The sequence below is a fragment of the Stakelama marina genome (assembly GCF_018122655.1).
Lineage (GTDB): Bacteria > Pseudomonadota > Alphaproteobacteria > Sphingomonadales > Sphingomonadaceae > Sphingomonas > Sphingomonas marina.
On record NZ_JAGRQC010000004.1, the window covers coordinates 176,512 to 200,749 of the forward strand.

At 60.1% G+C, this 24,238-nt stretch carries 20 protein-coding genes and 1 pseudogene; 17 read left to right on the forward strand and 4 right to left on the reverse strand.

The window, feature by feature from the left end:
- Positions 1-80 precede the first annotated feature (80 nt).
- The 17 genes and pseudogenes from J7S20_RS13465 to J7S20_RS13545 all read left to right on the forward strand — a co-directional run bounded on the left by J7S20_RS13465 (position 81) and on the right by J7S20_RS13545 (position 14,223).
- Positions 81-734, forward strand: coding sequence for a DUF2231 domain-containing protein (locus tag J7S20_RS13465; RefSeq protein ID WP_284055088.1), 654 nt, complete (start codon positions 81-83; stop codon positions 732-734).
- Between the two features lie 705 nt (positions 735-1,439).
- Complete coding sequence (locus J7S20_RS13470) at positions 1,440-1,793, forward strand: hypothetical protein (protein WP_010240464.1); 354 nt, start codon at positions 1,440-1,442, stop codon at positions 1,791-1,793.
- A 71-nt stretch (positions 1,794-1,864) separates the two neighbouring features.
- A pseudogene (locus J7S20_RS13475) lies at positions 1,865-2,134 on the forward strand (hypothetical protein).
- 269 nt (positions 2,135-2,403) lie between these two features.
- A complete protein-coding gene (locus J7S20_RS13480; protein ID WP_284054760.1) occupies positions 2,404-2,790 on the forward strand; it encodes a single-stranded DNA-binding protein in 387 nt (128 codons plus the stop codon).
- A 400-nt stretch (positions 2,791-3,190) separates the two neighbouring features.
- Positions 3,191-3,412 carry a hypothetical protein gene (locus tag J7S20_RS13485; RefSeq protein WP_054523320.1) on the forward strand — a complete coding sequence of 74 codons (222 nt, stop codon included), beginning with the start codon at positions 3,191-3,193 and terminating at the stop codon, positions 3,410-3,412.
- A gap of 572 nt (positions 3,413-3,984) precedes the next feature.
- Positions 3,985-4,257: a helix-turn-helix transcriptional regulator gene (locus J7S20_RS13490; protein ID WP_284054761.1), complete on the forward strand. Its 273-nt coding sequence runs from the start codon at positions 3,985-3,987 to the stop codon at positions 4,255-4,257.
- Between the two features lie 9 nt (positions 4,258-4,266).
- Positions 4,267-5,148, forward strand: a complete 882-nt coding sequence (locus J7S20_RS13495; protein ID WP_430980948.1) for a replication initiator protein A — start codon at positions 4,267-4,269, stop codon at positions 5,146-5,148.
- Between the two features lie 161 nt (positions 5,149-5,309).
- A complete protein-coding gene (locus J7S20_RS13500) occupies positions 5,310-5,837 on the forward strand; it encodes a DUF2840 domain-containing protein (RefSeq protein ID WP_430980955.1) in 528 nt (175 codons plus the stop codon).
- A 26-nt stretch (positions 5,838-5,863) separates the two neighbouring features.
- Positions 5,864-6,415: a S26 family signal peptidase gene (locus J7S20_RS13505; protein WP_430980949.1), complete on the forward strand. Its 552-nt coding sequence runs from the start codon at positions 5,864-5,866 to the stop codon at positions 6,413-6,415.
- A complete protein-coding gene (locus J7S20_RS13510; protein WP_284054764.1) occupies positions 6,412-6,744 on the forward strand; it encodes a DUF736 domain-containing protein in 333 nt (110 codons plus the stop codon). The genes J7S20_RS13505 and J7S20_RS13510 overlap by 4 nt, the downstream gene beginning before the upstream one ends.
- 4 nt (positions 6,745-6,748) lie before the next feature.
- Positions 6,749-7,429, forward strand: a complete 681-nt coding sequence (locus J7S20_RS13515) for a lytic transglycosylase domain-containing protein (RefSeq protein ID WP_430980950.1) — start codon at positions 6,749-6,751, stop codon at positions 7,427-7,429.
- A 234-nt stretch (positions 7,430-7,663) separates the two neighbouring features.
- Positions 7,664-9,412, forward strand: coding sequence for a relaxase/mobilization nuclease domain-containing protein (locus tag J7S20_RS13520; protein ID WP_284054765.1), 1,749 nt, complete (start codon positions 7,664-7,666; stop codon positions 9,410-9,412).
- A gap of 74 nt (positions 9,413-9,486) precedes the next feature.
- The gene (locus J7S20_RS13525) at positions 9,487-9,918 is read left to right on the forward strand and encodes an antitoxin Xre-like helix-turn-helix domain-containing protein (protein ID WP_047822813.1); all 432 of its coding nucleotides are present in this window, start codon (positions 9,487-9,489) and stop codon (positions 9,916-9,918) included.
- Entirely contained in the window at positions 9,905-10,606 is a 702-nt protein-coding gene (locus tag J7S20_RS13530; protein ID WP_054527877.1) for an RES family NAD+ phosphorylase, read from the forward strand. Before J7S20_RS13525 ends, J7S20_RS13530 begins: the two co-directional genes overlap by 14 nt.
- Before the next feature lie 100 nt (positions 10,607-10,706).
- Positions 10,707-12,698 carry a conjugal transfer protein TraG gene (locus J7S20_RS13535; protein WP_284054766.1) on the forward strand — a complete coding sequence of 664 codons (1,992 nt, stop codon included), beginning with the start codon at positions 10,707-10,709 and terminating at the stop codon, positions 12,696-12,698.
- The gene (locus J7S20_RS13540; RefSeq protein ID WP_284054767.1) at positions 12,695-13,165 is read left to right on the forward strand and encodes a CopG family transcriptional regulator; all 471 of its coding nucleotides are present in this window, start codon (positions 12,695-12,697) and stop codon (positions 13,163-13,165) included. Before J7S20_RS13535 ends, J7S20_RS13540 begins: the two co-directional genes overlap by 4 nt.
- Before the next feature lie 134 nt (positions 13,166-13,299).
- Positions 13,300-14,223 (forward strand): HEPN domain-containing protein, encoded by a 924-nt coding sequence (locus J7S20_RS13545; protein WP_284054768.1) that lies wholly within the window; start codon positions 13,300-13,302, stop codon positions 14,221-14,223.
- A 23-nt stretch (positions 14,224-14,246) separates the two neighbouring features.
- Here the strand turns inward: J7S20_RS13545 and J7S20_RS13550 are convergent, their stop codons facing one another.
- The 4 genes from J7S20_RS13550 to J7S20_RS13565 all read right to left on the reverse strand — a co-directional run bounded on the left by J7S20_RS13550 (position 14,247) and on the right by J7S20_RS13565 (position 24,075).
- A complete protein-coding gene (locus J7S20_RS13550) occupies positions 14,247-17,201 on the reverse strand; it encodes an NB-ARC domain-containing protein (protein ID WP_284054769.1) in 2,955 nt (984 codons plus the stop codon).
- Positions 17,202-17,333: 132 nt separating this feature from the next.
- The gene (locus J7S20_RS13555; RefSeq protein ID WP_284054770.1) at positions 17,334-19,334 is read right to left on the reverse strand and encodes a hypothetical protein; all 2,001 of its coding nucleotides are present in this window, start codon (positions 19,332-19,334) and stop codon (positions 17,334-17,336) included.
- Positions 19,331-21,691 carry a sensor histidine kinase gene (locus J7S20_RS13560; protein WP_284054771.1) on the reverse strand — a complete coding sequence of 787 codons (2,361 nt, stop codon included), beginning with the start codon at positions 21,689-21,691 and terminating at the stop codon, positions 19,331-19,333. The genes J7S20_RS13555 and J7S20_RS13560 overlap by 4 nt, the downstream gene beginning before the upstream one ends.
- A 56-nt stretch (positions 21,692-21,747) precedes the next feature.
- Positions 21,748-24,075 (reverse strand): DUF262 domain-containing protein, encoded by a 2,328-nt coding sequence (locus J7S20_RS13565; protein ID WP_284054772.1) that lies wholly within the window; start codon positions 24,073-24,075, stop codon positions 21,748-21,750.
- Positions 24,076-24,238 lie beyond the last annotated feature (163 nt).

The following is a 24,238-nucleotide window of genomic DNA, read 5'->3' on the forward strand; positions in this document are numbered from 1 at the left end:
GCTGCCGTGCGTATCAGGAGCACAGGTCGCACTTTAACTGCTGGGTCGGGAGACATACGAGACATGAAAGCCCCTTATTTCTGGCGCTGCTCGCCGCAAGCCTGCTCTTCGTCGGACCCGTTCAGGCTCATGGCGACGAAAAGCACGGCGAAGAGACGAGCGCCGCACCTGCTGTCACCAATGGCGATGCGGCCGACCAGGCGGCCATGGCGCAGATGGGCGACGGCGGAGCGGCCGGCGAGCCCTCAGCCGGGCACGACGAAGCAAGTGGAGGCCATGACGAAGCCGGTGGCCATGCGGCGGAGGATGAAACCGGCGTCATGGCCGTACTGAAGAAGCTGCATCCGGCAACGATCCATTTCCCGATCGCCTTGTTTCTCATGGCTGCGGCCACCGAATTGTTCGTTATGCGCCGGAAAGGAGCGGGCCTGGAAAGTGCGGTGCGCGTACTTGTCTACGGCGGGGCCATCGGCGCGGTGGTCGCAGTCCTGTTCGGATGGATTCACACCGGCCTGTGGTTCGGCGGCGACACCGTCATGCAGGTGCATCGATGGAACGGTATGCTGATCGCCGTTCTCGGTATTGCGATGGCCTATCTCGCGAGCAGGCCGAGCCAGAGCCGCGCATGGTTGCGCGCGTCGATATTCTCCATGGCGGCGCTCGTTCTCATCCAGGGCTTCCTTGGCGGCGAGCTCGCGCATGGGCCGAACCACCTCGGTATTTCCTGGCTCTGAAGGAGTTGAAGAGCATGCGTACTTCCAGATTGAATGCAGCGATCGGGTTTCTCGCGATCGCGCCCTTGATGTCCGCTCTTGCTGCTTGCGACGAGGCGCAGGAGAGCACACCGATTACCGAGGTTTCGCCTATGGGCCAAGCTGCAGTGGTGGCTGCCACGGCTCCCGAGTCGGGTCTTGCCGATCCGGCAGCCTCTTCCTCCGAAGATGAGGCAGCGACCGCTCGGGAGGACGCTCTTTCGACAAATGGGGCCGCCACGCCCGCCTCACGGCACGCTGCCTCTCCCGCATCACGCGCAACTGCCACACCCGCAGCGCCAGCAGCGCGCACGCAACCCGCGAGCGAAGCGACCCAACCCGCCGATCCCCATGCGGGCCATGACATGTCCTCGATGGCCGATCACGACATGGAAGGTATGTGATCGGACGCGTTCCCCGGTGACTCGGCAATTCAGGAGATATCCTCGGCAAGAAATCGCAACGAACAACGCAAGATCAGGAAAGGACGGCCCCGCCTCCCCCCGAAGCCCTGCGGGTCGCAGGTGCCCCCAAGGGGTCGTTCAGGAACCCCGCGTGAAGACCAACCCGCGCGGGGTTCCGTTTGCCCGGCTTCGCTGTCGCCGTGCCAGGCGCATCCCGGTAGGGCTTTGTGCTATGTGAGCAGCGAGCAGACGATCGCCTCGTTGGCTATGAAAGGAACCGCATATGTCGGAAACGGGAAAAGCCGGGGCGCTGTCGCGCTGGGAAGACGAAGGCGGGGCATTGCCCTGCGGGCCGCAGGAAGCGCTCGCTGCCGATTGCGAGAAATGGGATATTCCGCCACTTTCCGATGCCGAGATCATCCAATTGCGCATCAGGGTGATCGCCCTTGAGAACATGGTGCTCGGCCTTCTGTCGAAGGCCAGCGCCGATCAGCTTGCAGCAATCGAAGAAATCGCGGAATTCATATCCCCGCGTGCCGATGCGAAGCCGCATCCGCTTACTCTGCATGCCGCCACCCAGATGGAGCACTTCGTCGAGCGCGCCCGGCGGCTTCGCGAGCAACCCACCGCTGATTGAGCGACGCTTGACCGGGCCACGAATGCTGGCCTTCCTCGCCGCGGCCCGACCGATGATCCGAAAAGAGTGCGATGGACCTCCATACGCTTCTCATGCGCTAATTTGGCACTGCCGATCCTGGAGCGGTTGGCGCAGAAACCTTGGCCTCGGGGATCGAGCGATGCCAGGTCGATCTCGGTCTGGAGCAGGACCGGGGAAAACGCTTTGCCCTGTGGGCCATGCTCTACCTGCTCGGGTATGCCCCCGACCTCGACGTGGCCTTCGAGAGCGAGGAAGACCGGGAAGCAGCCCGCAACTTCATGGATCTCCTGGCGGCATCGGAAGGCAATGAGGTAAGCTGATTGCAGCAGGGTCTTGGCACCTTCAGACCCGCACCCGATACCCATCCGGCTTTCTTCGCGAACAGTCCTGAACCAGGTCAGCTGAGGAGCCGCAACCCGTTCCTTTCCGGCCGTGTTGGCGGCTTCGCCGCCTGCCCGCACCACCCGTCATGAACAGGTTTCCCTTCGGCCCTTCAGGCCTGCGGTGCAGTCCTCCCATGCCCTGCTTCTTCTGAATGTTCGCAAGCCGGAGATGGTCTCCGGTTTGAGGAACTGAAGGAACTTATCTCATGACCAATATCGCAATCCTCACCGGCCGTATCGCCCGCGATCCGGACACCCGCGAAACCAAAGGCGGAACCAGCGTTACCGGGATCACTGTCGTCACCGATCGTCCTGCACGCGACAAGGACGGCAAGACCTACAAGGACGAGAACGGCTACACCGCCAAGGACAGCGAATTCCACCGTGTGACCTGCTTCAACGGCCTCGCCAAGACCGTCGGTCAGTACTGCTCGAAAGGCCAGCTGGTCTCGGTCCAGGGCCGCATCCACTACACGCAGTGGGAAGACCAGGACGGTGTGACGCGGTATGGCTCGGAGATCCTTGCCGACAAGGTCGATTTCTTCTCGCGGGCCAATGGCGGCGACAACCAGGACGCCCCTCCGATCGACTGATCCGGCGCCATCGAACCAGCCAAAGGAGGCTCTGCCGGAAACGGCAGGGCCTCTTTCGCTGTTCACCCTTCCTTTCGCTCGGTCTTTTCTCCGGGGAATAGCCAGGCGCTGCCCGGAGGGCCCGACCCATTATGGCAGCGATCATCTGAAACGGTCGTTTGAGGTGGACTGGATTGGCCTGGCTTACCGCATTTCCAGCATGATGGTCCCGCGCCGCCCGCATCAAGGACGGCAGGGGCCCCACCATTTTGTCCGCCGCCGGATTGCATCCGGCACCGGACAAAACCGTTTCCCCCTGCGCCGCTTCGCGGTCGCCCTGTCAGGCGATCCTGTGACCCGGTCTGCCCGGGCCCATCGGCCAACCTCCTGTCGTCTCGCGACAGATTTCAGGAGGATTATCATGACCTATTTCACGAAATGCAAACTGCCCTCGCGCAACTATTTCGAGGCTTTGGCGACAGCCGAACAACGGGCCTTGCACAGCTTCTTCGACCAGCATGTCATCGAGGATGACGAGCTTGGATACCGCGCGGTCGACGAAGGCGACTACAACGCGCTGCCCCCGCACCTTGCGATCCGGGTCGTTCATACCGTCCATGGCGGAATGCTCGACGAATTCTGAGGCATTCTGCAGGGCAGGGACCGGCAGCGGTTCCTGCCCTTTTTTCGTGTCTCTTATGGGCTGAGCTACAGGTTCAAGTTTCGATCCAGCAGCAATCGGCGGTTCTCCAAACATCGGCTTGGCCAACTGGCGATCGGGATAAATGGAGCGGGGCTGGGGACGCACTCTGTCCCGCGCATCTGGCGATACGCTCCTGAGGGTGCGGCATTACGTGTTTTTGGGGCCCCGCATGCACTTGCGAACCGGCAGCGGGTCGGGCGAGCGGGAAGCTACGGCCGCGACAGGTCCCGCTTGCCTTGCTTCCCACAGGCCCTTGGCCACTGCCTCTCTCGCAGGTGCGGTTCATTGCTCTGAGCCTTCGGCATTGCAGCCGAAAGCCTGCCGGGCAGCGCGATAGCGTCGGGTTCTGCGCGGATGCCGCCCCTCCTCGATCCTGCCGAGCTCAGATCGGTAGGGGCGACAAATCCGAACGCGGCATCGTGTCGCTCCCCCCATTGCCAGGGCATGCGCCATCACCCTCCGCAATCAGCGGCAGTTAGCCGCAGCCACCCAAGCCTCCTGGAGCTAACCCCATGCCCGCCGTTCCCGATCCGGTCCGTCCCCGCTACCTGCGCACCCCGGATGCCGCGGTGCATCTGGGGCTTTCGCCGCGCACGCTCGAAAAGCACCGATGCTATGGAACAGGGCCGGTCTACCACAAGCTCGGCAGCCGCATCGTTTACCGGCCCGAAGATCTCGACGCCTGGGCCGAGCAGGGCTTGCGCCGTTCCACCAGCGATCCGGGCAAGGGCGTCGTTCATCCTGCCAAGCGGATCGACGGCTACACCGGTCCGGTCCGGCGCTGAAGCGGTACCATGCGCTCCTTGAAGACATCGGACGGCGGGGCCGGACAGCTCGACCTGTTCGTCGGCGCGGGCAGCGACATCGCCGCGCGCGATGCGCAGGATCTGATGGCCTGGCCTTTCTTCAGCCTCGCCAAGACGAAGCGCGTGAAGCCGATCGACTTTCGTATGGGCGAGGTCGCCATTCTGGTCGAAGCGACCGCCGAGCATGGGATGGCCACGATCTGGGATGCCGATGTGCTGATCTGGGTAGCCAGCCAGATCGTCGAGGCGCGCGATGCCGGCAAAGCCACCTCGCGCCTGATCGCTGCGACGCCCCATGAAATCCTGACCTTCACCCGGCGCGGAACCGGAAAAGCTGGCTACGAGCGCCTGAAGGCGGCGCTCGACCGCTTGCAGTCGACGAGCATCGCCACCTCGATCCGGCAGGCCGGGGCGCGGCGGCGCCGACGATTTTCCTGGATCAACGAATGGCGCGAACGGCTCGATGACAAGGGGCGCGCACTCGGCATCGAAATGATCGTGCCAGACTGGCTCTACGAGGGCGTGCTCGACCGTGCGCTCGTCCTGACCATCGACCCGGCCTATTTCGCGCTCACCGGCGGTCTCGAGCGCTGGCTCTATCGCATCGTACGCAAGCATGGCGGGAAGCAGAAGGGCGGGTGGAGTTTCGACATTTCGCACCTGCATGCAAAGTCGGGCGCGCTGTCGCCATTGAAGCGCTTCGCTTTCGAAGTGCGGACCATCGTCCGCCGCCAGTCTCTCCCGGGCTACAGTCTCGCACTTGAGCACCAGTACGGTCGCGAGCGTCTCCTGTTCGTCGCGACGCCTGTCGATCCCTTTACAGCTGCGCGGCGCCGCATCGGTCTGCCCCTTGTGGAAAAGGGCGTGTGATGTTCGGACTATCAGGAACCATAACGTTCGGACGATCGGGAACCCGACGCCCGGACTATCAGGAACCGAAAGCCTGCGCGACTCGCCGAAAACGCGGCGCTTGCGAAGCCCTTAACAATGCTAACAAGGAATCTTCCAGATTCCTGCTAACACAGCCACGCCTGTGCAAAAGCGCAGCGCGCGCTTCGCTTCCGCCCGCGGAGAGGGTCGACGCTGGTACCGGTGATCCGCCACTTACGCATGTCACACTGGTGTGGCGCGGCGGCGTGCAGGAAGACTGGCTTCGGTTCGGCAAGCCCGTTGAAGAGCGCATTCTTGATCGCCGGACGCGTATCGAAAGCTATGCTCCCGGACAGGTCTTTGCCTTGGTTCGGTGGGCTTCGAACGATTACGGGACTATCCGCTCGGCGTTCGCAATCGCCCGCGCCGTCGGCATCGGCGACCCGTTGACCACATTGCCGCAGGTCGATCCCGGCGCGCAAATGCTGTTGACGGTGAAAGGCTGGCCCAAAGTCCGCCAGGCCTTTGCGCTGATCGATGCGATGGAGGAGCACGGCATCGATCCCTGCGATGTGGCTCCGGACCACTGGCGTCATGTCCACAACAGGCTGGCAGCGGGCATGCAGGCACGATCTTATTCCCCTGCGCGCCATCGCGACTGGCTGCGGCGGCGAAAGCTGCACTCATGAGACGGCGCACCGCCTTTCTGGCAGGCATGGTCGCGGCAGCGACACTGGCCAGCACCGCATTCCCGCTCTCGCGACTTTTCGTCTGGAACGCGACTGCCAGCGTGCCGGTTGGCCTGTACTCTATCGGCGGAAAGACTGGTCTTGAAAGAGGCGACCGCGTCGCGATCGAACCTGCATCCAGGCTGCAGCGATACCTCGCCTCGAGGGGTTATCTTCCCGCAGGCGTCCCGCTCATCAAGGAGGTTGCGGCGCTTGGCGGGGATAGGGTCTGCCGGCGCGACCTGCTCATCACAATCAATGGGACACCTGCGGGATCGGCGCGCCGGCGCGACAGCCTTGGACGCGAACTGCCCGTCTGGAAAGGATGCCGGACTATCGCTGCGGATGAACTGTTCGTGATGAACAGGCGCGCCCCCGGCAGCTTTGACGGGCGTTATTTCGGCCCGGTCGCACGCGCCGATGTCATCGGGCGCGCGCGGCCCGTCTGGACCAACGAAGCGGGCGACGGGGACTATGTCCTGCTCGCCTCGCCCGCCGACTTTCCCATTCCCAACGTAAATGATGGAGACGCACAATGACCTGTATCGGCACTTTTGCAGCCACACCCGACGGCTTTGAAGGGCGGCTGCAAACCCTGACCATCGACGCACCGCTGACCCTGGTGGCCGCCGACCCCGGCGACACCGAGAACGCCCCTGACTATCGCATCATGGCAGGCGAAGGCGAGGAAACCTACGAGGTGGGTGCAGGCTGGAAACATGTCGGCGACAAGGCAGGCGATTTCGTCACGCTCGTCATCGACGATCCGGTATTGCCTCGGCCCCTGCGCGCCAATCTGTTCAGTTCTGACGACCAGAACCATGTCCTTATATGGTCGCGCGGCGCGCGCCGCCCGGCAAAGGGCTGATTCCGTGCTCCGCCTGTATCTTCTGCAGGGACTCCTGGCCACCATGTGGGCGGCGAGTCCCGGGCAGGCTTTTGCACAATCGGAGCAGTTTGTCCTACCTTCCCCGCGCGTCGAGATTGCGACGCATGTCAGCGAAGCATCGCAGCAATTCGGCATTCCCGAACACTGGATCTACGCGGTAATCCGCGTCGAAAGCGCGGGCCGGGTGCGGGCCGTTTCCAGAGCAGGAGCGATGGGTCTCATGCAGCTTATGCCCGGAACCTGGGCGCGGCAGCGCGCCCGGTTCTCCCTCGGGCAAGACCCGTTCGACCCACGCGACAACATTCTGGCCGGCACGTCTTACTTGCGCGAAATGTACGATCGCTACGGCGCGCAAGGCTTCCTCGCGGCATACAATGCGGGTCCGGGACGCTACGAAGACTGGCTTGCCGGACGGCGTTCGCTGCCACTCGAAACACGCCGCTATGTCGCCCGGATTGCGCCGCTGTTGCAGTCCGAGGGCATTTTTGCGGCGGCGCCTCTTCAAGCCGGGGATGTTCCGCCCGGCGTCTTGCAGCCTTCCGGCGCGGCGCGACAAGAGTTGGACGAGGTGGCTGCGCCCGGCCCCGTAGCGAACCCTTTTGCGCGCCCGGAACAGCCCGCGCATGATCTTTTCGCGCCCGTCTCGACGGCTCCTTCTAAATGAGAGCGGTCCTCGCACCTTCGCGCAGGCATGCGTTCCCAAGGGAAAGCGGGCGTAGGAGCGGAGACCTAGGCATCAATGGAAGGGAGGGATGGCGAGATAAAAGCAGCGCCGTCGGCCGGGCTGCAGGTGGTTGGTTTTGCGGGAGAATATGCGCCGTCTCTGCTGTACGCCTGCAGGCGCTTGAACCGAAATCCTTAGGCTTTTCAATGCTGAAAGCGCCGTCTTCCGATTTTCTTGTCTGTGGCTGACGACGAATTCGACATCAGGCCGGGCCGGTCGAGAGACAGCGATGCGCGCGCCTATCGCAAGGCCGGTTCGCTGGTGGGACGCGTGCTGCAGGCCTCACGCCGGTCAGGCTATACACCGCTCGGGCGAGGCCGGGCAGGTGGCGGAACCGGTCACTTGGGGCGCGGCAAACATGCTGCGTTCAGAGGCAGCCCCCATGCTTTCCAGCGGCGGGTCATCATCAAGGCGCGCGTCGTTCGCCATGGCGGCAGCCGCTTCCGCTCGGCACCGCTCGCCCGCCACATCGCCTATCTCGAACGCGACGGCGTCACCCGTGACGGATCGGATGCCCAGATGTTCGATGCCTCGTCGGATGAGGTCGATGGCGATGCCTTCGCCGCGCGCTGCGAAGACGACCGGCATCACTTCCGCTTCATCGTGTCGCCGGAAGACGCGAGCGAGATGGCCGACCTGCGCGCTTTCACGCGCGAACTGCTCGAAGATATGGCGAGCGACCTCGACACCAGCCTCGACTGGGTAGCGGTCGATCACTGGAATACTGACAACCCGCATGTCCATGTCCTGGTCCGCGGCGTTGCCTCGGACGGCAGGGACCTGGTGATCGATCGCTCTTATATCAGCGAAGGCATGCGGGCCCGCGCCCAGGAGCGCGTCACCGTCGAGCTCGGCCCGCGCAGCGAGCGCGATATTCAGCAAGCGCTCCGCCGCGAGGTCGATGCCGAGCGCTGGACCTCGCTCGACCGCCGCTTGCAAAATCAGCGCGACGATCTTGGCGTGGTCGATTTGTCCCCCGAGGCCGATGCGACACGCCGCAGCAACCGCGCATTCCTTATTGGCCGCGCACGAACGCTCGAACGCATGGGATTGGCCGAGCGGGTCGGGTCGGCGCGCTGGACCTTGGCCGCAGACCTCGAACCGACATTGCGCGCGCTGGGCGAGCGCGGCGACATCATCAAGACCTTGCACAAGGCGATGCGTGGACGCGGCGCACAAGGCGCCCTTGCATCCTTCGCGCTGCATGGAGAAGACGAGAACCGCCGGGTCATCGGAAGGTTGGTCGAGCGCGGTCTTCATGATGAGCTGACAGGCGAGGCTTATGCGATCGTCGAAGGAGTGGACGGGCGTGCGCATTATCTGCGTTTTCCCGATCTGGACCAGACAAGCGATGCAGCACCCGGCGCCATCGTCGAGACAGGCGAATGGACCGACCGCAAAGGGCGACGGCGCAGCAGCCTGCTGGTGCGTTCGGACCTGCCGCTCGAGCGGCAGATTGACGCGCGCGGGGCGACCTGGCTCGACCGGCAGCTGCTGTCGGCACGAGCCGCGTCGCTGGGAGGCGGCTTCGGCAATGAAGTCCGGAAGGCTCTTGACGAGCGCCGTGAATGGCTCGTCGATCAAAGTCTTGCGAAGCGACATGGTAGGAGCGTGACCTTGGTGCGCAACCTGCTCGGAACGCTCCGCAAGCAGGAACTGGACGCGGCAGGTAAAGCGCTGGCTGCGCGTCATGGTCGTCTGGCAAATCCGGTAACGGAAGGTGATCACATTTCCGGCATCTACCGCGAGCGCATTTCGCTGGCGTCGGGTCGCTTCGCCATGATCGATGACGGAGTGGGTTTCCAGCTCGTGCCCTGGAGGCAAGACCTCGAGCGGCATCTTGGAAAAGAAGTCGCTGGCAAGGTCCATGTGCGAGGCGGTGTCGACTGGAACTTTGCGCGTTCGCGCGGTCCGGCGGTTTGAGGAGCACCGGCATCATAACGGAAATCTTGACAAACGCACCATATGATGCTTATAAACGCATCAGGAGATGCGATATGGTAAGTGCAGCGATTCAGCATGCCGAAGCTCCCCCGGGGCTTCAGACCTTTGCAAGCGACGGTGATCGCAGCCGCCTCACCAGCGCTGCGGTAAAGGCCGTGCTGCGCCTCATTGGGGCCTGGGGTGCGAGCAACGCTGAGGGCGCTGCGCTGCTCGGCGTGTCCGAAAGCACCTGGGACCGGATGAAAGCCGGAACCTGGGAAGGCTCGCTCGGTCAGGACCAGCTGACCCGCGCGTCGGCGCTGATCGGTCTGTTCAAGGGACTGCATCTGCTGTTCGCCAACGACATGGCCGATCGCTGGCCAAAGCTCGAAAACAGGGCCCCGTTGTTTGATCGCCGCTCGCCCATCGGGGCGATGATCGAAGGCGGCATTCCGCGCATGCTGGAGACCAGACAATATATCGACGCGCTTCGTGGCGGGCTCTGAGGAGGCAGGCGAGCCGCCGCAGATCCGCGAAGCGTTCGAGCGGACTGTCCGGCTCGTTTCCAGCGCGCGCTTGCGCGAAGCGGTCATGGCTCCACTTGCCGACAGTGATGCCGAGCTTGCGCTGCTCGCTGAAATCGAGGGGGCGACGAGTTCGCGCCTGATCGCCGAAGAGCGCGGGTTTGGCGGGCTGACAGCCGACGAGCTGGTTCATGGCGTGCCGCATGCCAGGTTCATTAATGCGAGCTTTGCTTACGCCAAACCGCGCGAGCCCAATCGCTTCAACCCCGCGAACCGCGGCGCATGGTATGCCGCGCTCGATGTCGAGACCTGTATTGCCGAGGTCGGCCATCACCTGACACAGGCGCTCGCCGATGCCGGCGATTTCGATGCCGTTGTCGAATATGGCGAGATGATCGCCAGCATGGCGGGCGTCTTTATCGATCTGCGCGAGCAGCCCGGACACCCGGCCCTCGATCCGGACAAGACGAAAGGCTATCCTGTCGGCAATGCTCTAGCGGCGCAGGCACGCGCCGCCGGTCATAACGGCATTATCTATCCCTCTGTGCGCCATGCGGATGGGACTTGCATCGCGGCCCTGTGGCCCAACGTCGTGCAATCGGTCGCGCAAGGGGCGATGTACCGCCTGACCTGGTCCGGCAACCCGGACTATAGTCGGGAAGCAATCTAGCCGTACGCCGCTTTTGCTACGCCAACCTGCGATCACGCAGCTTCCGACTTGAATATGTAATGCAAAGCCGCCGTGCTGTCCTTCACGAAAGGAGCCAGCCTTGTCGGCAACCCGGATATTGTGGGGTCAGATACTCGTCGTCTTCACCCTAACGCTCGCAGGTGTGTGGGCGGGCACTCAGTGGACGGCGCACGCGCTTGGCTATCAGGCGCAGCTGGGCGCGCCCTGGTTCAGTATCTCCGGAGCGCTTGTCTATCCGCCTTATGCCATTTTTTGGTGGTGGTTCAGCTACGAAGCCTATGCGCCGCGCATCTTCGAGACCGGCGGAATGATCGCCGCATCGGGCGGTCTCGTGTCGGTGGCCGTCGCGATCGGCATGTCGGTCTGGCGCGCCCGAGAGATCAGGAACAGCGCGACCTATGGCTCGGCGCGCTGGGCGACCCGTTCCGAAATTTCACGCGCGGGCCTTCTGGCAGGCAAGGGCGTCATTATCGGCCAGCATGCCAATCTCTATCTTCGTCACGACGGCCCCGAACATGTGCTCTGCTTCGCGCCGACCCGCAGCGGCAAAGGGGTCGGCCTTGTCGTGCCAACGCTCCTGACCTGGCCGCATTCGGCGATCGTGCACGATATCAAAGGCGAGAACTGGGAGCTGACAGCTGGTTTCCGTACCCGGTTCAGCCGCACGCTTCTGTTCGATCCGACCAATGAGGCATCGGCGGCCTATAACCCTCTGATGGAAGTGCGACGCGGCATCAACGAGGTGCGCGACGTGCAGAACATCGCCGACGTGCTGGTCGATCCGGAAGGCTCGCTTGAACGGCGCAATCACTGGGAAAAGACCAGCCACGCGCTGCTCGTCGGGGCCATTCTGCATGTGCTTTATGCCGAGCCTGACAAGACGCTCGCCGGGGTTGCGAACTTCCTCTCCGATCCACGCCGATCCATCGAGGCGACACTGACCGCAATGATGCACACACCGCATCTGGGGGAAGACGGCGTCCATCCGGTTGTCGCGAGCGCGGCGCGAGAATTGCTCAACAAGTCGGAGAACGAACGCTCGGGCGTGCTCTCGACCGCCATGTCGTTCCTCGGCCTGTACCGCGATCCGGTTATCGCAAAGGTCACGCGGCACTGCGAATGGCGCATCGCGGACCTCGTGGCACAGGGCCGGCCGGTCACGCTCTATCTCGTCGTTCCGCCGTCAGACATCAGCCGCACCAAGCCGCTCATCCGGCTCATTCTCAACCAGCTCGGAAGACGTCTGACCGAGGATCTGCAGGAAGGTGCCGATCGTGAGCGGCTTCTCCTTATGCTCGACGAGTTCCCTGCTTTGGGCAGGCTCGACTTCTTCGAAAGCGCGCTCGCCTTCATGGCGGGCTACGGCATCAAGGCCTTTCTGATCGCCCAGTCACTGAATCAGATCGAGAAAGCCTACGGGCAGAACAATGCCATTCTCGACAATTGCCATGTGCGGGTGTGCTTCGCGACCAATGACGAGCGAACCGCCAAGCGCATTTCGGAATCGCTCGGGACCGCGACCGAAACCCGGGCGATGCGCAATTATGCCGGACACCGCCTCTCCCCATGGCTCGGTCACCTGATGGTCTCGCGCTCGGAGACGGCGCGCGCTCTTCTGACCCAGGGCGAAATCATGCAGCTGCCCGACACCGACGAAATCGTGATGCTCGCAGGCGTGCATCCGATCCGTGCCAGGAAAGCGCGCTACTACCGCGACCCCCGGCTCAGCAAACGGGTGGAGCGTCCACCGAAGGTCGAGAAGTCGGAGTTTGCGGCGGACGGGAGCGAATGGCACGGGAGACATGTGACCGCGCCTTCGCAATCCGCGAAATTGCTGACCGAGTCCGAAGAGTACGAGGTCGATGATCACCAGTCCGATGGCGGGATCCGCCAATCGCCTGAATTGCCGGACTACGAAGATGTCGCGCCGCCGGTCGAGATCCCCAACGAATTTGAGTTTGACGACCGAACGGACGACGATCAGGCAAACCGCAATCGCAGGATGGCCCAGCGGATGCAGGCCAATGCGCGGCGCGCTGCGCTCGATCCCGGCGACGGGATCGAGCTATGAGCAAGGGCAACCGTATCAAACATACCTTTCGCTTGCCGCCAGCCCTTTCCAAGCAGCTTGCAGACTATGCGGGTCGCAAGCGCGTCTCGCAGGCTTCGGTGGTAGAGGCCGCCATCGGCTCTTTTCTCTCTCCCGATGGATCGGAACGTATGGAAGCGGCCTTCAGCCGACGCCTTGATCGTATAAGCCGACAGATCGGCAAGCTCGACTATCATATCGAGGTCGGGAACGAGGCCTTCGCCCTCTACCTCAGGCGATGGCTGGCGGTGACGCCGGCTATACCTTTGGAAGCTAATGCCGCCGCCCGTGCCGATGCAGAAAAGCGCTTCGACTTCTTCATCGAAGCGCTCGCGCGGCGCATGGAAACGGGCAGGCATCTCGCTGACGATCTCATTCGCGCGGTCCCGGAACCAGAGCTTGGTGAGGTCGAGAAAACAGACGGAAGCGGCCCAGAGCCTCCAGCGTAGCCCTGACAGAAGCCTTCGATAGTCCGGCGGAGAAATCCAACCAATGGAGGAGAGGGACGCTTTCTTGGGTATGCCGACGCACCTGCAGGAATGCGAGGGTGCAACCATTCCAAGTGCTTGCTAAAGGTCCAGTAATGCGCACCGAACTCGATCACCTGCCCCCGCAAAAGCAACGCGAACTTGAGCGCGTGGTGCAGCTGATTTTCGAAGAATTCGATGATGCCTTTGCCCTGGCGAAGCACGAGTGGAAGAAGGCCGCCCGCATTCTCAAGGTCATTCTCTACGGTAGCTATGCCCGCGGCACTTGGGTCGACGAGCCGCATACGGCCAAAGGCTACCAGTCGGACTACGATCTGCTCATCATCGTCAACGACAAGCGGCTGGTCGACCGGGTCAAGTACTGGTCGAAGCTCGATGACCGGCTGATGCGCGAGTACGGCGTGACCAAATCGCTCAAGACGCCGGTCAATTTTATCGTCCATACGCTGCAGGAGGTGAACGACGGTCTCGCGCACGGACGCTATTTCTTCATGGATGTCGCGAAGGACGGGATCGCGCTCTACCAATCCGATGACACCGAGCTCCACACGCCGAAGCCCAAGACTGCCGGTGAGGCGCTGGCGATGGCGCAGGAGTATTTCGACGAGTGGATGCCTGCTGCGTCAGGTATGCTGGAGACCGCCAAATTCAGCGTCGATCAAGGACGACTGAAGGATGCTGCTTTTTTAACTCATCAGGCAGCTGAGCGGCTTTACCACTGTGTATTATTGGTCTGCACCTTCTACACGCCGCATGTGCACAATCTTGGTTTCCTTCGCACCCAGGCCGAGCGCATTGACCCACGCCTGACCTATGTCTGGCCGCGCGACACGCGCCGCGATCGTGCGCGCTTCGAGAAGCTGAAGGAAGCGTACGTCAAGGCGCGCTACTCAAAGCATTACCGTATTACCGAGGAAGAGCTCGATTGGCTTGGTGAACAGGTCGAGGAACTCGGCCGGGTCGTGCACGAGGTATGTTCTCAAAGGCTGGCTGAGCTCCAGATAAGGTCCGAAAACTGATCAGGGCTTGAAGCCGAAGTACATCACTCGGTGCTTTTTTCTGGTCGCGGTCGAAATAGCTCCAACTCGTCATGGACCCCGTCGTCCGCATTCACCATGAACTCGCGGACTCTGGCTCCCGTCAAGCCCTCCACTCCCATCTCGCGTGTAAGGTAGGTAGCGAGCCAGTCTGCTAACCGGAACATATCGCGGGAGCGTGGATCGGGGGAGCAGCAAAACCTCAGCAATTCGTGCACTAACCCGATCTCCGGATCGCCTGTGCTGTCCCGACTGGCTTCAAGCTCCCCAACAAGGAATGCGAGTTGCAACGGAATGTTCAATACGGTGCAGGTGAACCGCTCGTCGAAAGAAGCGGCGGCATCGGCAAACGGCACGAGAAGATCTGTTGCGGTCTGCAAAGCCCAGTCACCCGTCAGGCGCGCCTGACGCGCGAAGATCCCCAGTGCGATGGTACCGAAAGCCTTGCGAGCGACTACGAAGGCTCGGTTCAGGTCCACAGAACTATCCTGCAGGCACCTGCGAATTTCCCATTCGAGATCCTCGAAACAGGCCTGGAGGCCTTCAGGTTTCCCAATTCGTACGCTGGGTAGATCGGCGTCGATGAGAGCGAACCCCAGTTCGCCGCTGGCATTGCTGGTGAACTCTTTCATCTCGACCGCGAGGAAAACGGTCAGCGCTTTCGCGTAGTATTCGGTGGCCTGGGCGTGATTGCCCAGATTGCCTTCGCAATTGCCGATCTGATGCAATGTCTGTCCGAGGTTGACCGCTACCGAGGCGCCTCGCTGATGCCGAAGCGCGTGCCGATAGGCATCGGCGGCCTCCTTATACTTCCGCATGGCGAGTTGGGCATCGCCATGCAACTGCAGGGCGGAAGCGAGATCGTTGTGGATCCCTTCGCGGCGTTCTTTCTCCGCTTGTTCGTCGAGTTCATCTCGATCACCCGGCAAAGGCTCATCCAGCTTCCTGCTCGCGGCCTTGAACCTTTCAAAGGCCTCACGTGACAAATTGCTCGCGCGTTCGGGTTCGCCTGCATCGAGCGCCAGCATAGTCTTGGCTATCAGCAGGTCTCCTTCGGTGCCGTCGCTCAAAGGGCGACAGGCTTCGACCTTGGCAATGACTTCTTCGGCGACTCCGGCAATATGGGCCCCTGACTGTCTAGCGAGGCCAATGAGCATACCTGCGAATGAGGCGGCTCTGTCAGGCCGCTTATTGGCGAGCGCAATCCTGGCCGCCTTCAGCATCGCGTGCCCACCCTCCTCGGCCATACGTTGCACGAAGAAATACCTGACCAGCGACGAGCATACCGCTTCGGCTAACAAGGCCACCTCATCATTTGCCTCCTTTTTGAAGGCTTCGTTGATGAGATAATCGATATTCGGCATCTCTTCCGAATACCGGGCGACCATGTATCCGACCTCTTCCGCCTCGAGCGACCTGTCCTCGATCACCGACACCATCATCGCGATATCGAGCAGGAGCGACCGTTTGAGTTTATCCGCCCATTCGCGATTCGCCGTAGGCCACCGGTCCGCCACAAACAGGCGTATAGGTGACAGGCAGTGGATCCGCTCGCGAATGCCAGGATCAGTTGTGTAGATGAGATTCCAGCGACGCAATTGGGCGAGGGCCTCGACCGGCTCCCTAATTTCGAAGTTTCCGCGTTCAAGTTGAGCTCGGAAAAGACCCGCTGGAGCCTGAGCGATCACCCAGAGCATGGCCTGCGCTTCGGGCGATAAGGCATGGAAGGTGACATCGAGACAGATATTCAGAGAACTTGTGCGATCGTGTCGTTGACGAGCCGGAAGAGCTATGGCCTGCGAACCGCGCTCGTTCACGAGATCGATGCAATGACGCATGGATCCGTAGTGCGACGTGATCGCTCCCGCGAGCTGCAATGTGAGCGCATGCCCCTCGCAAAGTTCGAGAAGCTCCTCGAGTTCAGGTCCGTCCTCGAAGATGTCTTCATCAAATCCGCTCGCGAGCAACTTGTGACTGTCCGCGCGTCCGAGCGCTCCTGCCACGTGTCGGACGTCGACAGGGGCTCGCAACAGATTCACTTGTGAGGTTATTACAAACTGAGCTTTTCGGGTTTCCGCATACAGCTTGCTGAACCTGTCCTCGAAATTTTCTAGGTCGTCCAGGTTGCCTCGATCGATGCCATCGAGGATCAAAATCGCCTCGCACTGGTCAAGGCGATGCGCAATATCTTCAATTCCACAAGGCTCGCCGTCGGCGGAAAGCGCATTCCGAAGAGCGTCCAGCACTGCGCTGGAAGACGCGTAGCGCTCCACATCCACCCAGATTGCTTTACGATCCGATCCAAGCTTGTGAAGCGCCTGGAGAACCAATTCGGTCTTGCCGATGCCACCTGGCCCCGAAATTAGAATTGAGCTTCCTGCTACTAGGCTTTGGACGAGTTTATCGACGTCGTTCTCACGACCATAGAACCGAGCCGTGGGGCGGGGAATACGCGTGTGCGTTAGTGTTCCGTCCATCCGTGCGCGGAGATTTGCCCGGGTCGCTTCTACCATCTCCGATTTACGCGCTTTGAGCTGTGCGGTGGTGATCGTGCCTTCCGTATCGTGCCTTCCGTGACAAACTGAGCACAATCGGATGAGATTATGATGGTAGTGCGAGAGGGTCGCAGCCCACGACCCGATATGTGCAGTTTCTATCCGACTGCCGCTTCCACACCACGCGCATTGATTGCGGCTTTCCGCTTTGAGGTGGGCAACAATAGCAGCTGGTATTGATGGACGATCCTTCGCGCTCTTGCTCCAAGGCTGCTGCAAGATGCCGTCGAATGCATCGAGTTCGCTTTCAGCAAAGTGGATCGGGCCGGTGCTCTCCAGCGACCTGAGTGGTCGCGATGTTGCTCGCCCCGGTGCAAAGTTCGGCCGAGCATAAGCGGTCAGGAGTTCAGGCGTGATCCCGAGATGATGCGCAGCTTGAAGCGCTGAAAGGATACGATCAGACATCCGTCGCTGTTTCCAGGCTGGCAATGAAACTGCCAAGACGACTCAATTCAAGAAGAGCCCAGTTTTGATATCCAATTTTACTCGCTTTGGTGTGTATGGGGAGCGACATTGGAAACAACGAATGTCTCCCCATCAGTCCGGTGAAGGTTCGCTATCGGTTTCAGTGGGCAACAGACCGCTACGTATCGCCTCGTCGCGACCGACGGCATCGGCCTGCTCTCTGTCTTTCACCAGGATGATAACCCCTGCCTTTGGCAAATCTTTCTTTCCCAAGGCCTCGGGAGCGAAATCGTAGTTCCACGCTAACAGTCCCATCTTCGCTAGCGCCTGTTCCCCGCTGATCGAGGGGATATAGGTCCAACTATCTGATTTCGCTGAATTGAGGTCGAGTCCTGTTTCTAGGAGTTTGCGCAGATCCTCGGAGCTCTGGACATGAGAAAGAACAGCCTGCGCACCGGGCGCTACAAGATCGGGGTCCAGCTTATTGAGAGCATCCAAGACGCCATCGCAGCTTACATCGGTCATGACCAATCTCAGCGCCGGCTTCCCATTATCTTCTCGTCCAACGAAGCAGACCGCCCCGTCATTGAGAGCTGGAACATCTAGTCTTACCGGCACTCCTTCGCTGTCCGGATGATAGATCTCGACGTCAACAGCGAATGTCGCTGGCATGGCTGCCACGAGACCTACGCGTCCGAGGCCTGACAATACGCGTTGCTGGAGTTCCAAGGCATGCGCCTCGCGCAGACGTGCCACTACCTTCAGATCGTTATCGTCAAATGCCTTGCTCAGCTGTTCATGCGACACCGTATCGATATGCTTGAGGTTCCACTTTATCCAAGAAACCTCGTCGTCGAGGCGGATCGCTGCAGTCCGGGCATCGTCGCCGTACTTCCAGCTCGTTACTCCGAGTGGTTGCGTCTTGCCGACTAGGAGCAGAATGCGCGGAGCTCCGTTGCGCTGGAGATCGCACACCGGCGTGAGGACAAGAAGGACCGTATTGGCATCGAGATCGACGGCTATCGTGGTGCGAAGTCGGTCGAGGTCTGATCCTTCTGTGACCTGCAACACATCTCCAAAAGTCACTTGAGCTTCCAGCGAACCGGGAAGTCGCAATCGTTCGCTGTTTTGGGTCAGGAGACGTTCCACCAGTTCCTGAAGCGCGGGCGATCCGGCAACGTAGGGCGAAGGATGACTAACGGCGGAAAAGGCGTTTAAGGGAATTGCCGCATCGATGATTTGCCGCTCACGTTCGATCTCGTGTTGCAGAACACGATCGAAGACATCGACCAGATAGCTTCCCGCCGGTTCGCCCTCGGCGTTGAGTAGCAGTTGCTGGATCTGACCGATGTCCGAGAGGCGGAGATTTCGCAAAAGTTTGAGCGTTCGCGAAGTGGCGTCAGCCATTCCCTGTTCGAGGGATTCAAAGAATCGCGCGAGCATGCGGGAGTCATCCGCATTGTGGGCAAGGCGCTCAAGCTGGCGATCGAGTTTGCCTGCATCTTCTAGCTCCGATTTCCTTATGATCCTGAAACCCGAGTCCAAGAGGCCCACTTCGTCTCGAAACTCTTCTCGCTTGTCTTCGAGCCGAGGACTGCGTGACATAAGGATAACCAGGGGCGGCGTGGCTCGACGCTTCTCTATGGCGTCGCGCAGCATCCTTTTGGATGCGTGAAGGGCCGCCTCGTCCTGCGCTTTGTTGAAGAACAGGTCGATAACAATTAGATCGACCTCCTGCGCAGCTTCGATGAAGTCGCGCCCGGATGTCCGACACTCGAGCCCGAGCTCTTGAAGCTTCTGGACCACCACATCGACATAAGTTTGGTCAGATGCCTGATCGGCAAGATACTGCTCGAACAAAGGAGCGGCGACTTCCGTAAGGGTATCGCGCAAGCCCCATACGGCTGCCACATAGGCATCATCGGACACCAGCTCATCGAAACTTCTGTCTTTCGCATCCTCATATGCAGCTTCGATAAGCTGGCGTTGTTCGGCGGTAAGGTCGTCATTGAAGATCGCCCAAGCCTCGTTCTCGGGTCCAATATCCGTCGCTGTCGGCACGGCGTCGCAGACGTCATCCACCACGAGAGCGGTTGTTATTCTCTTTTGCGCCAGAAGGTCTCCAAGCGTCACACCTGCGCTCCTGCTGGCAATTCGAGAACGAATTTGTGGAGTCTGCCGGTCTCCGGATCGCGCTCCTCGTCCAATTCAAGTGTGCCGCCGTTATGCATGGCCGCCTCGCGGGCGATGTAAAGGCCAAGTCCGCGCCTCCTGCGCGTATCCTTGAGCGAAAAGAACATCTTGAAAACCTGGTCTCGATTTTCCGGAGCAATGCCTCGCCCATTGTCTTCGAACATCATTACGGGTGGGTCACTTTCAAGCGAGATTGAAATTTTCGGCTTGAAGGAAGGTTCTCGCTCCGCGCGCATATCGAGCCAATAGACTGAATTCGAAATCAAATTTTCAATGATTTGAACGATCATTCCCTTGACTGCCCTGATCCGCAGAGGTCGCGTAGTCAGGTCGGTGATCACGTCGATCTTGTGACGCTTGAATTGGGCATGATGGGCTTCAATGGCGTCCCGAATGACTTCGTCGAGTGCAAAGACTTCCGATCGTTGTCGACCAGAGACGCTCATCGGGTCGAGAACGCGCACGCGCTTGCTGACACTCTTCATTTCCGCCTGCAACGTATTGAAGTAGCTGCGCAGGCGGTCTGGGACATCGCGACCCTTCATATGGGCAAGAGCCTTCAGTGCATTTTCGGATGAGCGGGCTAGTTCGTGTGCGACCACTTCGACCATGAGGCCAACACCTGCCATCTCGATCATCTGTCGGCTTTCCTGTTCGACTTCCGCGATGCGCTGGCGCGCGCGCGCCGCGAACTCGGAGAACTCGAAAAGAGTTTGCTGGAGCTCCTCTATCGCGTCGTCGCCCTCGGACGGTGTAAGTCTCTTGAGTTGACGGATGGCGTTTTTGGCTCGGTCCTCGAGCTTGGTAACCTGTGCCTGCGCGTCGGACAGATCCACTTTTTGATGTTTGTACTGCCGTTCGACATCCTTCATGAATTTGCCGAGCATATCCTGCACGGCGTACCGCAGGACTTCCAAAAGCACATATTGCTCTGAAGTCTCGCGCAGCCCTTCACGGTTCGTTTGATCCAGCAGCTGCGGGTTCGCGATCCGCGAAATATTTACCCGCCCAATAAATTGGGTTTTGTTGAGAGTGTAGCCAGATCGACGTAGAGCGCGGCGGTCAAGTTCAAGCCAGTCGTCCTCATCCTCGCCGTAGGGAAAAACACGGAAGCGATCGCGGAACAGCAAGATTCCCGACCATTTCTGTTGCAACTCACGAACAGCTTTTTGTTCACCAATAGTGTCGATTGCGCCGAGTCTGCGGCGGTTGTACCAATGTGCCTCGAATGAGAATGGCCCGATTGTACGCAGCGCACTATCTTCGACAGGTCCGTCTTTCCCGATGATCGTGGCTTGAAGATCTTCTTCCGTGAGCTTTACGGTTTGCCTCTCTCGCGGATGCTCGAACCCGAGATCCAACGCCTCGAAAGTGCAGGTCAGAACAGGTGCGCCATCGATAAGTTCATATGTGCCTGACACGCGTGCATGGGCAGCATCAAGCAGGGCACCGGACATTATGGGAATGCCGATCCTTTCTCCGTTCCAGAAGATGGCGATCCGAGGTCGCGTCGTCGCATTGGCGAAAGGGTCGGTCAGGCGGGCAAATTCATAGTCCGCCATGTCGCGGACCCTCGCTTCGGTCCAATTCTCGACAAGGTCGCTGATCGTCAAAGCTGTGCCGGACCACTCGGCACTGGGTTTTTTTCCTCCTTTCGTCGGGGCCACCGCAATTTGATCGAGCATTGCATCGACATTGCTGAACTCGGTCCAATCGATTTCGAGACGATTGAGTTTCTTGTCGGTTGAACGGGCCGTCTCAACCAGCAACCGCTCGCCAAGACGCATTGCCGAAAGGCGCCCGATACCTTTTTCGCCGAGATACGGGGTGCTCTTGTCTCCACGCGCAAGCGCTGCTTCGACCTCTTTTTTCCTTGATGGCGTTCCGATCACGAGGAAGCTTCGATCCAAATCCTCTAGCGACATTCCGCTTCCCGTGTCTGTCACGGTGATTGTGTTGAAGCGTCGCTGAGCTTGATCGAGCTTTTCGGTAAGCTCTTGTTTTGTAGTCGCTTCATCGATCAAATCGACGAAGCTCCCGTACGCTGCCTCTGAAGCAGTTGGAAGAAGTTCGTCTTTTATGAGCTTTTTCAGGTCCGGGAGGCTGGCTTTACCGTGGATTGTACCCTTGAGGCGTAGAAATGCTCGGCGTGTCAGAACAATGTCGAACTTTACGTCGACCCCTGCTTTTGTTCTAGCGTCGAAACCGTTCTTGATGAGCTCATAAAACGCGATAATATCCGAACTGATTAGTTCAGAGCCAAGTTCGAGAACAGTTCGGGCGGTAATACGGAACAAGCTTTAAGTCCTCTCGTGACGCCAAGGCATTGGTTTGCGACTGCGCGACACGGCCGTCAGTCCAACCATGGCCGTAAGCGATCCCATGCAATTTCCGCCAACCTTCGCGAGCGTTGACGCACAAATTCCCCGTCCCAGTCGGACGGACATTCGACGAGCGGAATCAACAATCTCGCGTGGGTTGCTTCGGCGAGGATCGCTTCCGATCTTTCGGGCAAGTCATACCCCAACTTTCGGGCTTCTTCGCGCGCGGCCTCGAACGCTTCGGGCGTTCTCGATGCCAAGGCGCGGTAGCTTGCCATCTTTTTCGGTTGGGGATGATTTGACACCACGATGTTGTGGTCGCGATGCAGCAGCGTGAGGTTGCCCAGAGTCTGGAACAGCTCTCGTTCATCGTAGAGGTCAGCGGGCCAGTCAGTGCTCGCCCCTTGCTGTGGAGCGATGTGCTCGACCTGCATGGGCGAAAGCAGGTTCCAGGCATCCAGCATCAAGGTTGGATGAACACCTTTCCGGCCGGATACGACCAAACCCGGATTATTGAGGTCGGGTTCTACGTCGTGCGCCGAAGCTATCAGAAGGAATTTCGCAACCTCGGTCGCGTGCTTGGCTAACAGGCTCGTTTCGACTTTACCGGACCAGCTCCCTTTCTCCGAAATGCCGGCCTTTTCCAGCGCATCGCACAGGACGCGTTTGTAAAGTGCGATGTCGAGCGCGCTCTTGCGTTTGGTGGATGGGTTTCCTGAGAAGGGCCGTGCCGCAAGGGCAGCCTGCCCGTCGCCGGAAAGCATGACATCGCGATACACCGCATCGATGCCCGACGTCGTGCCGAATGCTCCGCGCCAGATCGCAGTGAAGGCAGCGCTCGCCTTGATTGCATCGGCAAAGGCCACCGATTTCTGAAGGCGCTCTTCCGGATCGGCGGATAATGCGGCCCCGAAAAATCTGCTGAGCGGTGGAATCGTGACCGTATGCTTAAGTCCACGCAGAAACTCGAACGCGACCTTCGCCGGCTCGTCGATGTTCGAGAGGCCGCCGAAGCTGGGATTAAGGGTTTCTGCAGGATCCCACGAAGTCGACATGAGATCGGACACATCGCCCAAACGTTTTACGAAGCCCCGCCGAAATTCCGTACGGGTCTTGTCGTCCGGATCGCCGTATTGTGCGCGCAAGTAACGTCGTTGCTCGTTGAGCTTCTTACCCAGCTTCTGGCCCGTTTCTGCGAGCGCGAAAGCGACAAGAAGTTCGGAGGTCGTGCGCTGCAGCTTGCTCGCGTCCTTGGCGTAGCGATCGACGTATTTCTCGGTCCGCAGCATGTCCGCGTGCGAAGGGGTGGATTGATAATCCTCCAGGCCTTCCGCGTCGATCACCCGGGGCCGAAAGGTTTCGAATGCGGTTAGCGGTTCGCCGGTCGTATTGAGAGCCTCGAACATATCGAAAGCGTCATCTTCGCCTTCGCTTTCGACAACTGTGAAGGCCATCCGCCTTTGCAAGTAGTGGGCGAAAATAATCGCGGCAAAGGCAAGCCGGAAACGCTTGCCCGTGGTCGTCTCGTCATCCTTGCGGAGTCTTTCGGCGACCTCGGATGGGACTTCGAAACCAAAGAGCGCTTCGCCGAATCCGGCTTTGAGCGCCTGCTCGATCAGGCTCGGCATCTCCTCCTGCGGTTGCACAAGGTCGCGAAGGCGTTTGTTCATATGCCGGAAGACGGCGGCCACATTCTTGTGCGTCGAAGCTTTTTCGCCATCGGGCTCGCTCGGACGAAATTGCTTGGCCTCGGTCTCCTCGTTCTCGATATGCTTGAGGTAGTCCCAAATCAGGCGGGCGATCGCGCTCGAATACCGGGCTTCCGGTTTTGAAGACCACACATCGTCGAACGATCTGATGAGACGTGGATAGTACCTGTGGAGCGCCTTTCCGCTGCGTTTGTCGAGGATGAAACAGTCGCGAAGTTCCGCCATCATCTTTTGAATTTCTTCAAGCAGCCAGGCGCTGCCTTCTTCGTCATCTTTCTCGACCGAGGGCAGGCAGGTCGCCAGAAGATTGTGAATTGAAACAAAGAGCAGAATGAACGTCGAGATGCGCTGCTGGCCGTCGATGATCGTCATCACCGGCCGTGGCATCTCGTTCCGGAAATGCGGCTTCACGGTCACATACTGCGTGTCGTGGATCGCGATGATCGTACCGAGGAAGCTGATCGTTTCCTCTCGCTCAGGAAGCAGACTCAGGCCGTGAAGCGCATCCTCGAACAGTCGATTGACGTTTTCTTTGTCCCACCGGTATTCCCGTTGATAGGCGGGAATGTAGCAACCCTGCCCCGGGACTTGCAGGAATTGTAAGACGCTTCTTGGATTTGCCCGAAAGGCCTTTTCTACATCGATGGTCAAGAGACCCTACCCCCAGCGGTTGTGTCCATGTGCTTTGATTACCTAGCGATATTTCGGCTGGTAAGAAAAGCATGCTCGGGCAAGAGGCAACAGAATTGTGATATAAGAATTCTCGGACCCGGGACACTCCGAGGCATATACTGGGTGCGGGTTCGCGCCTTCG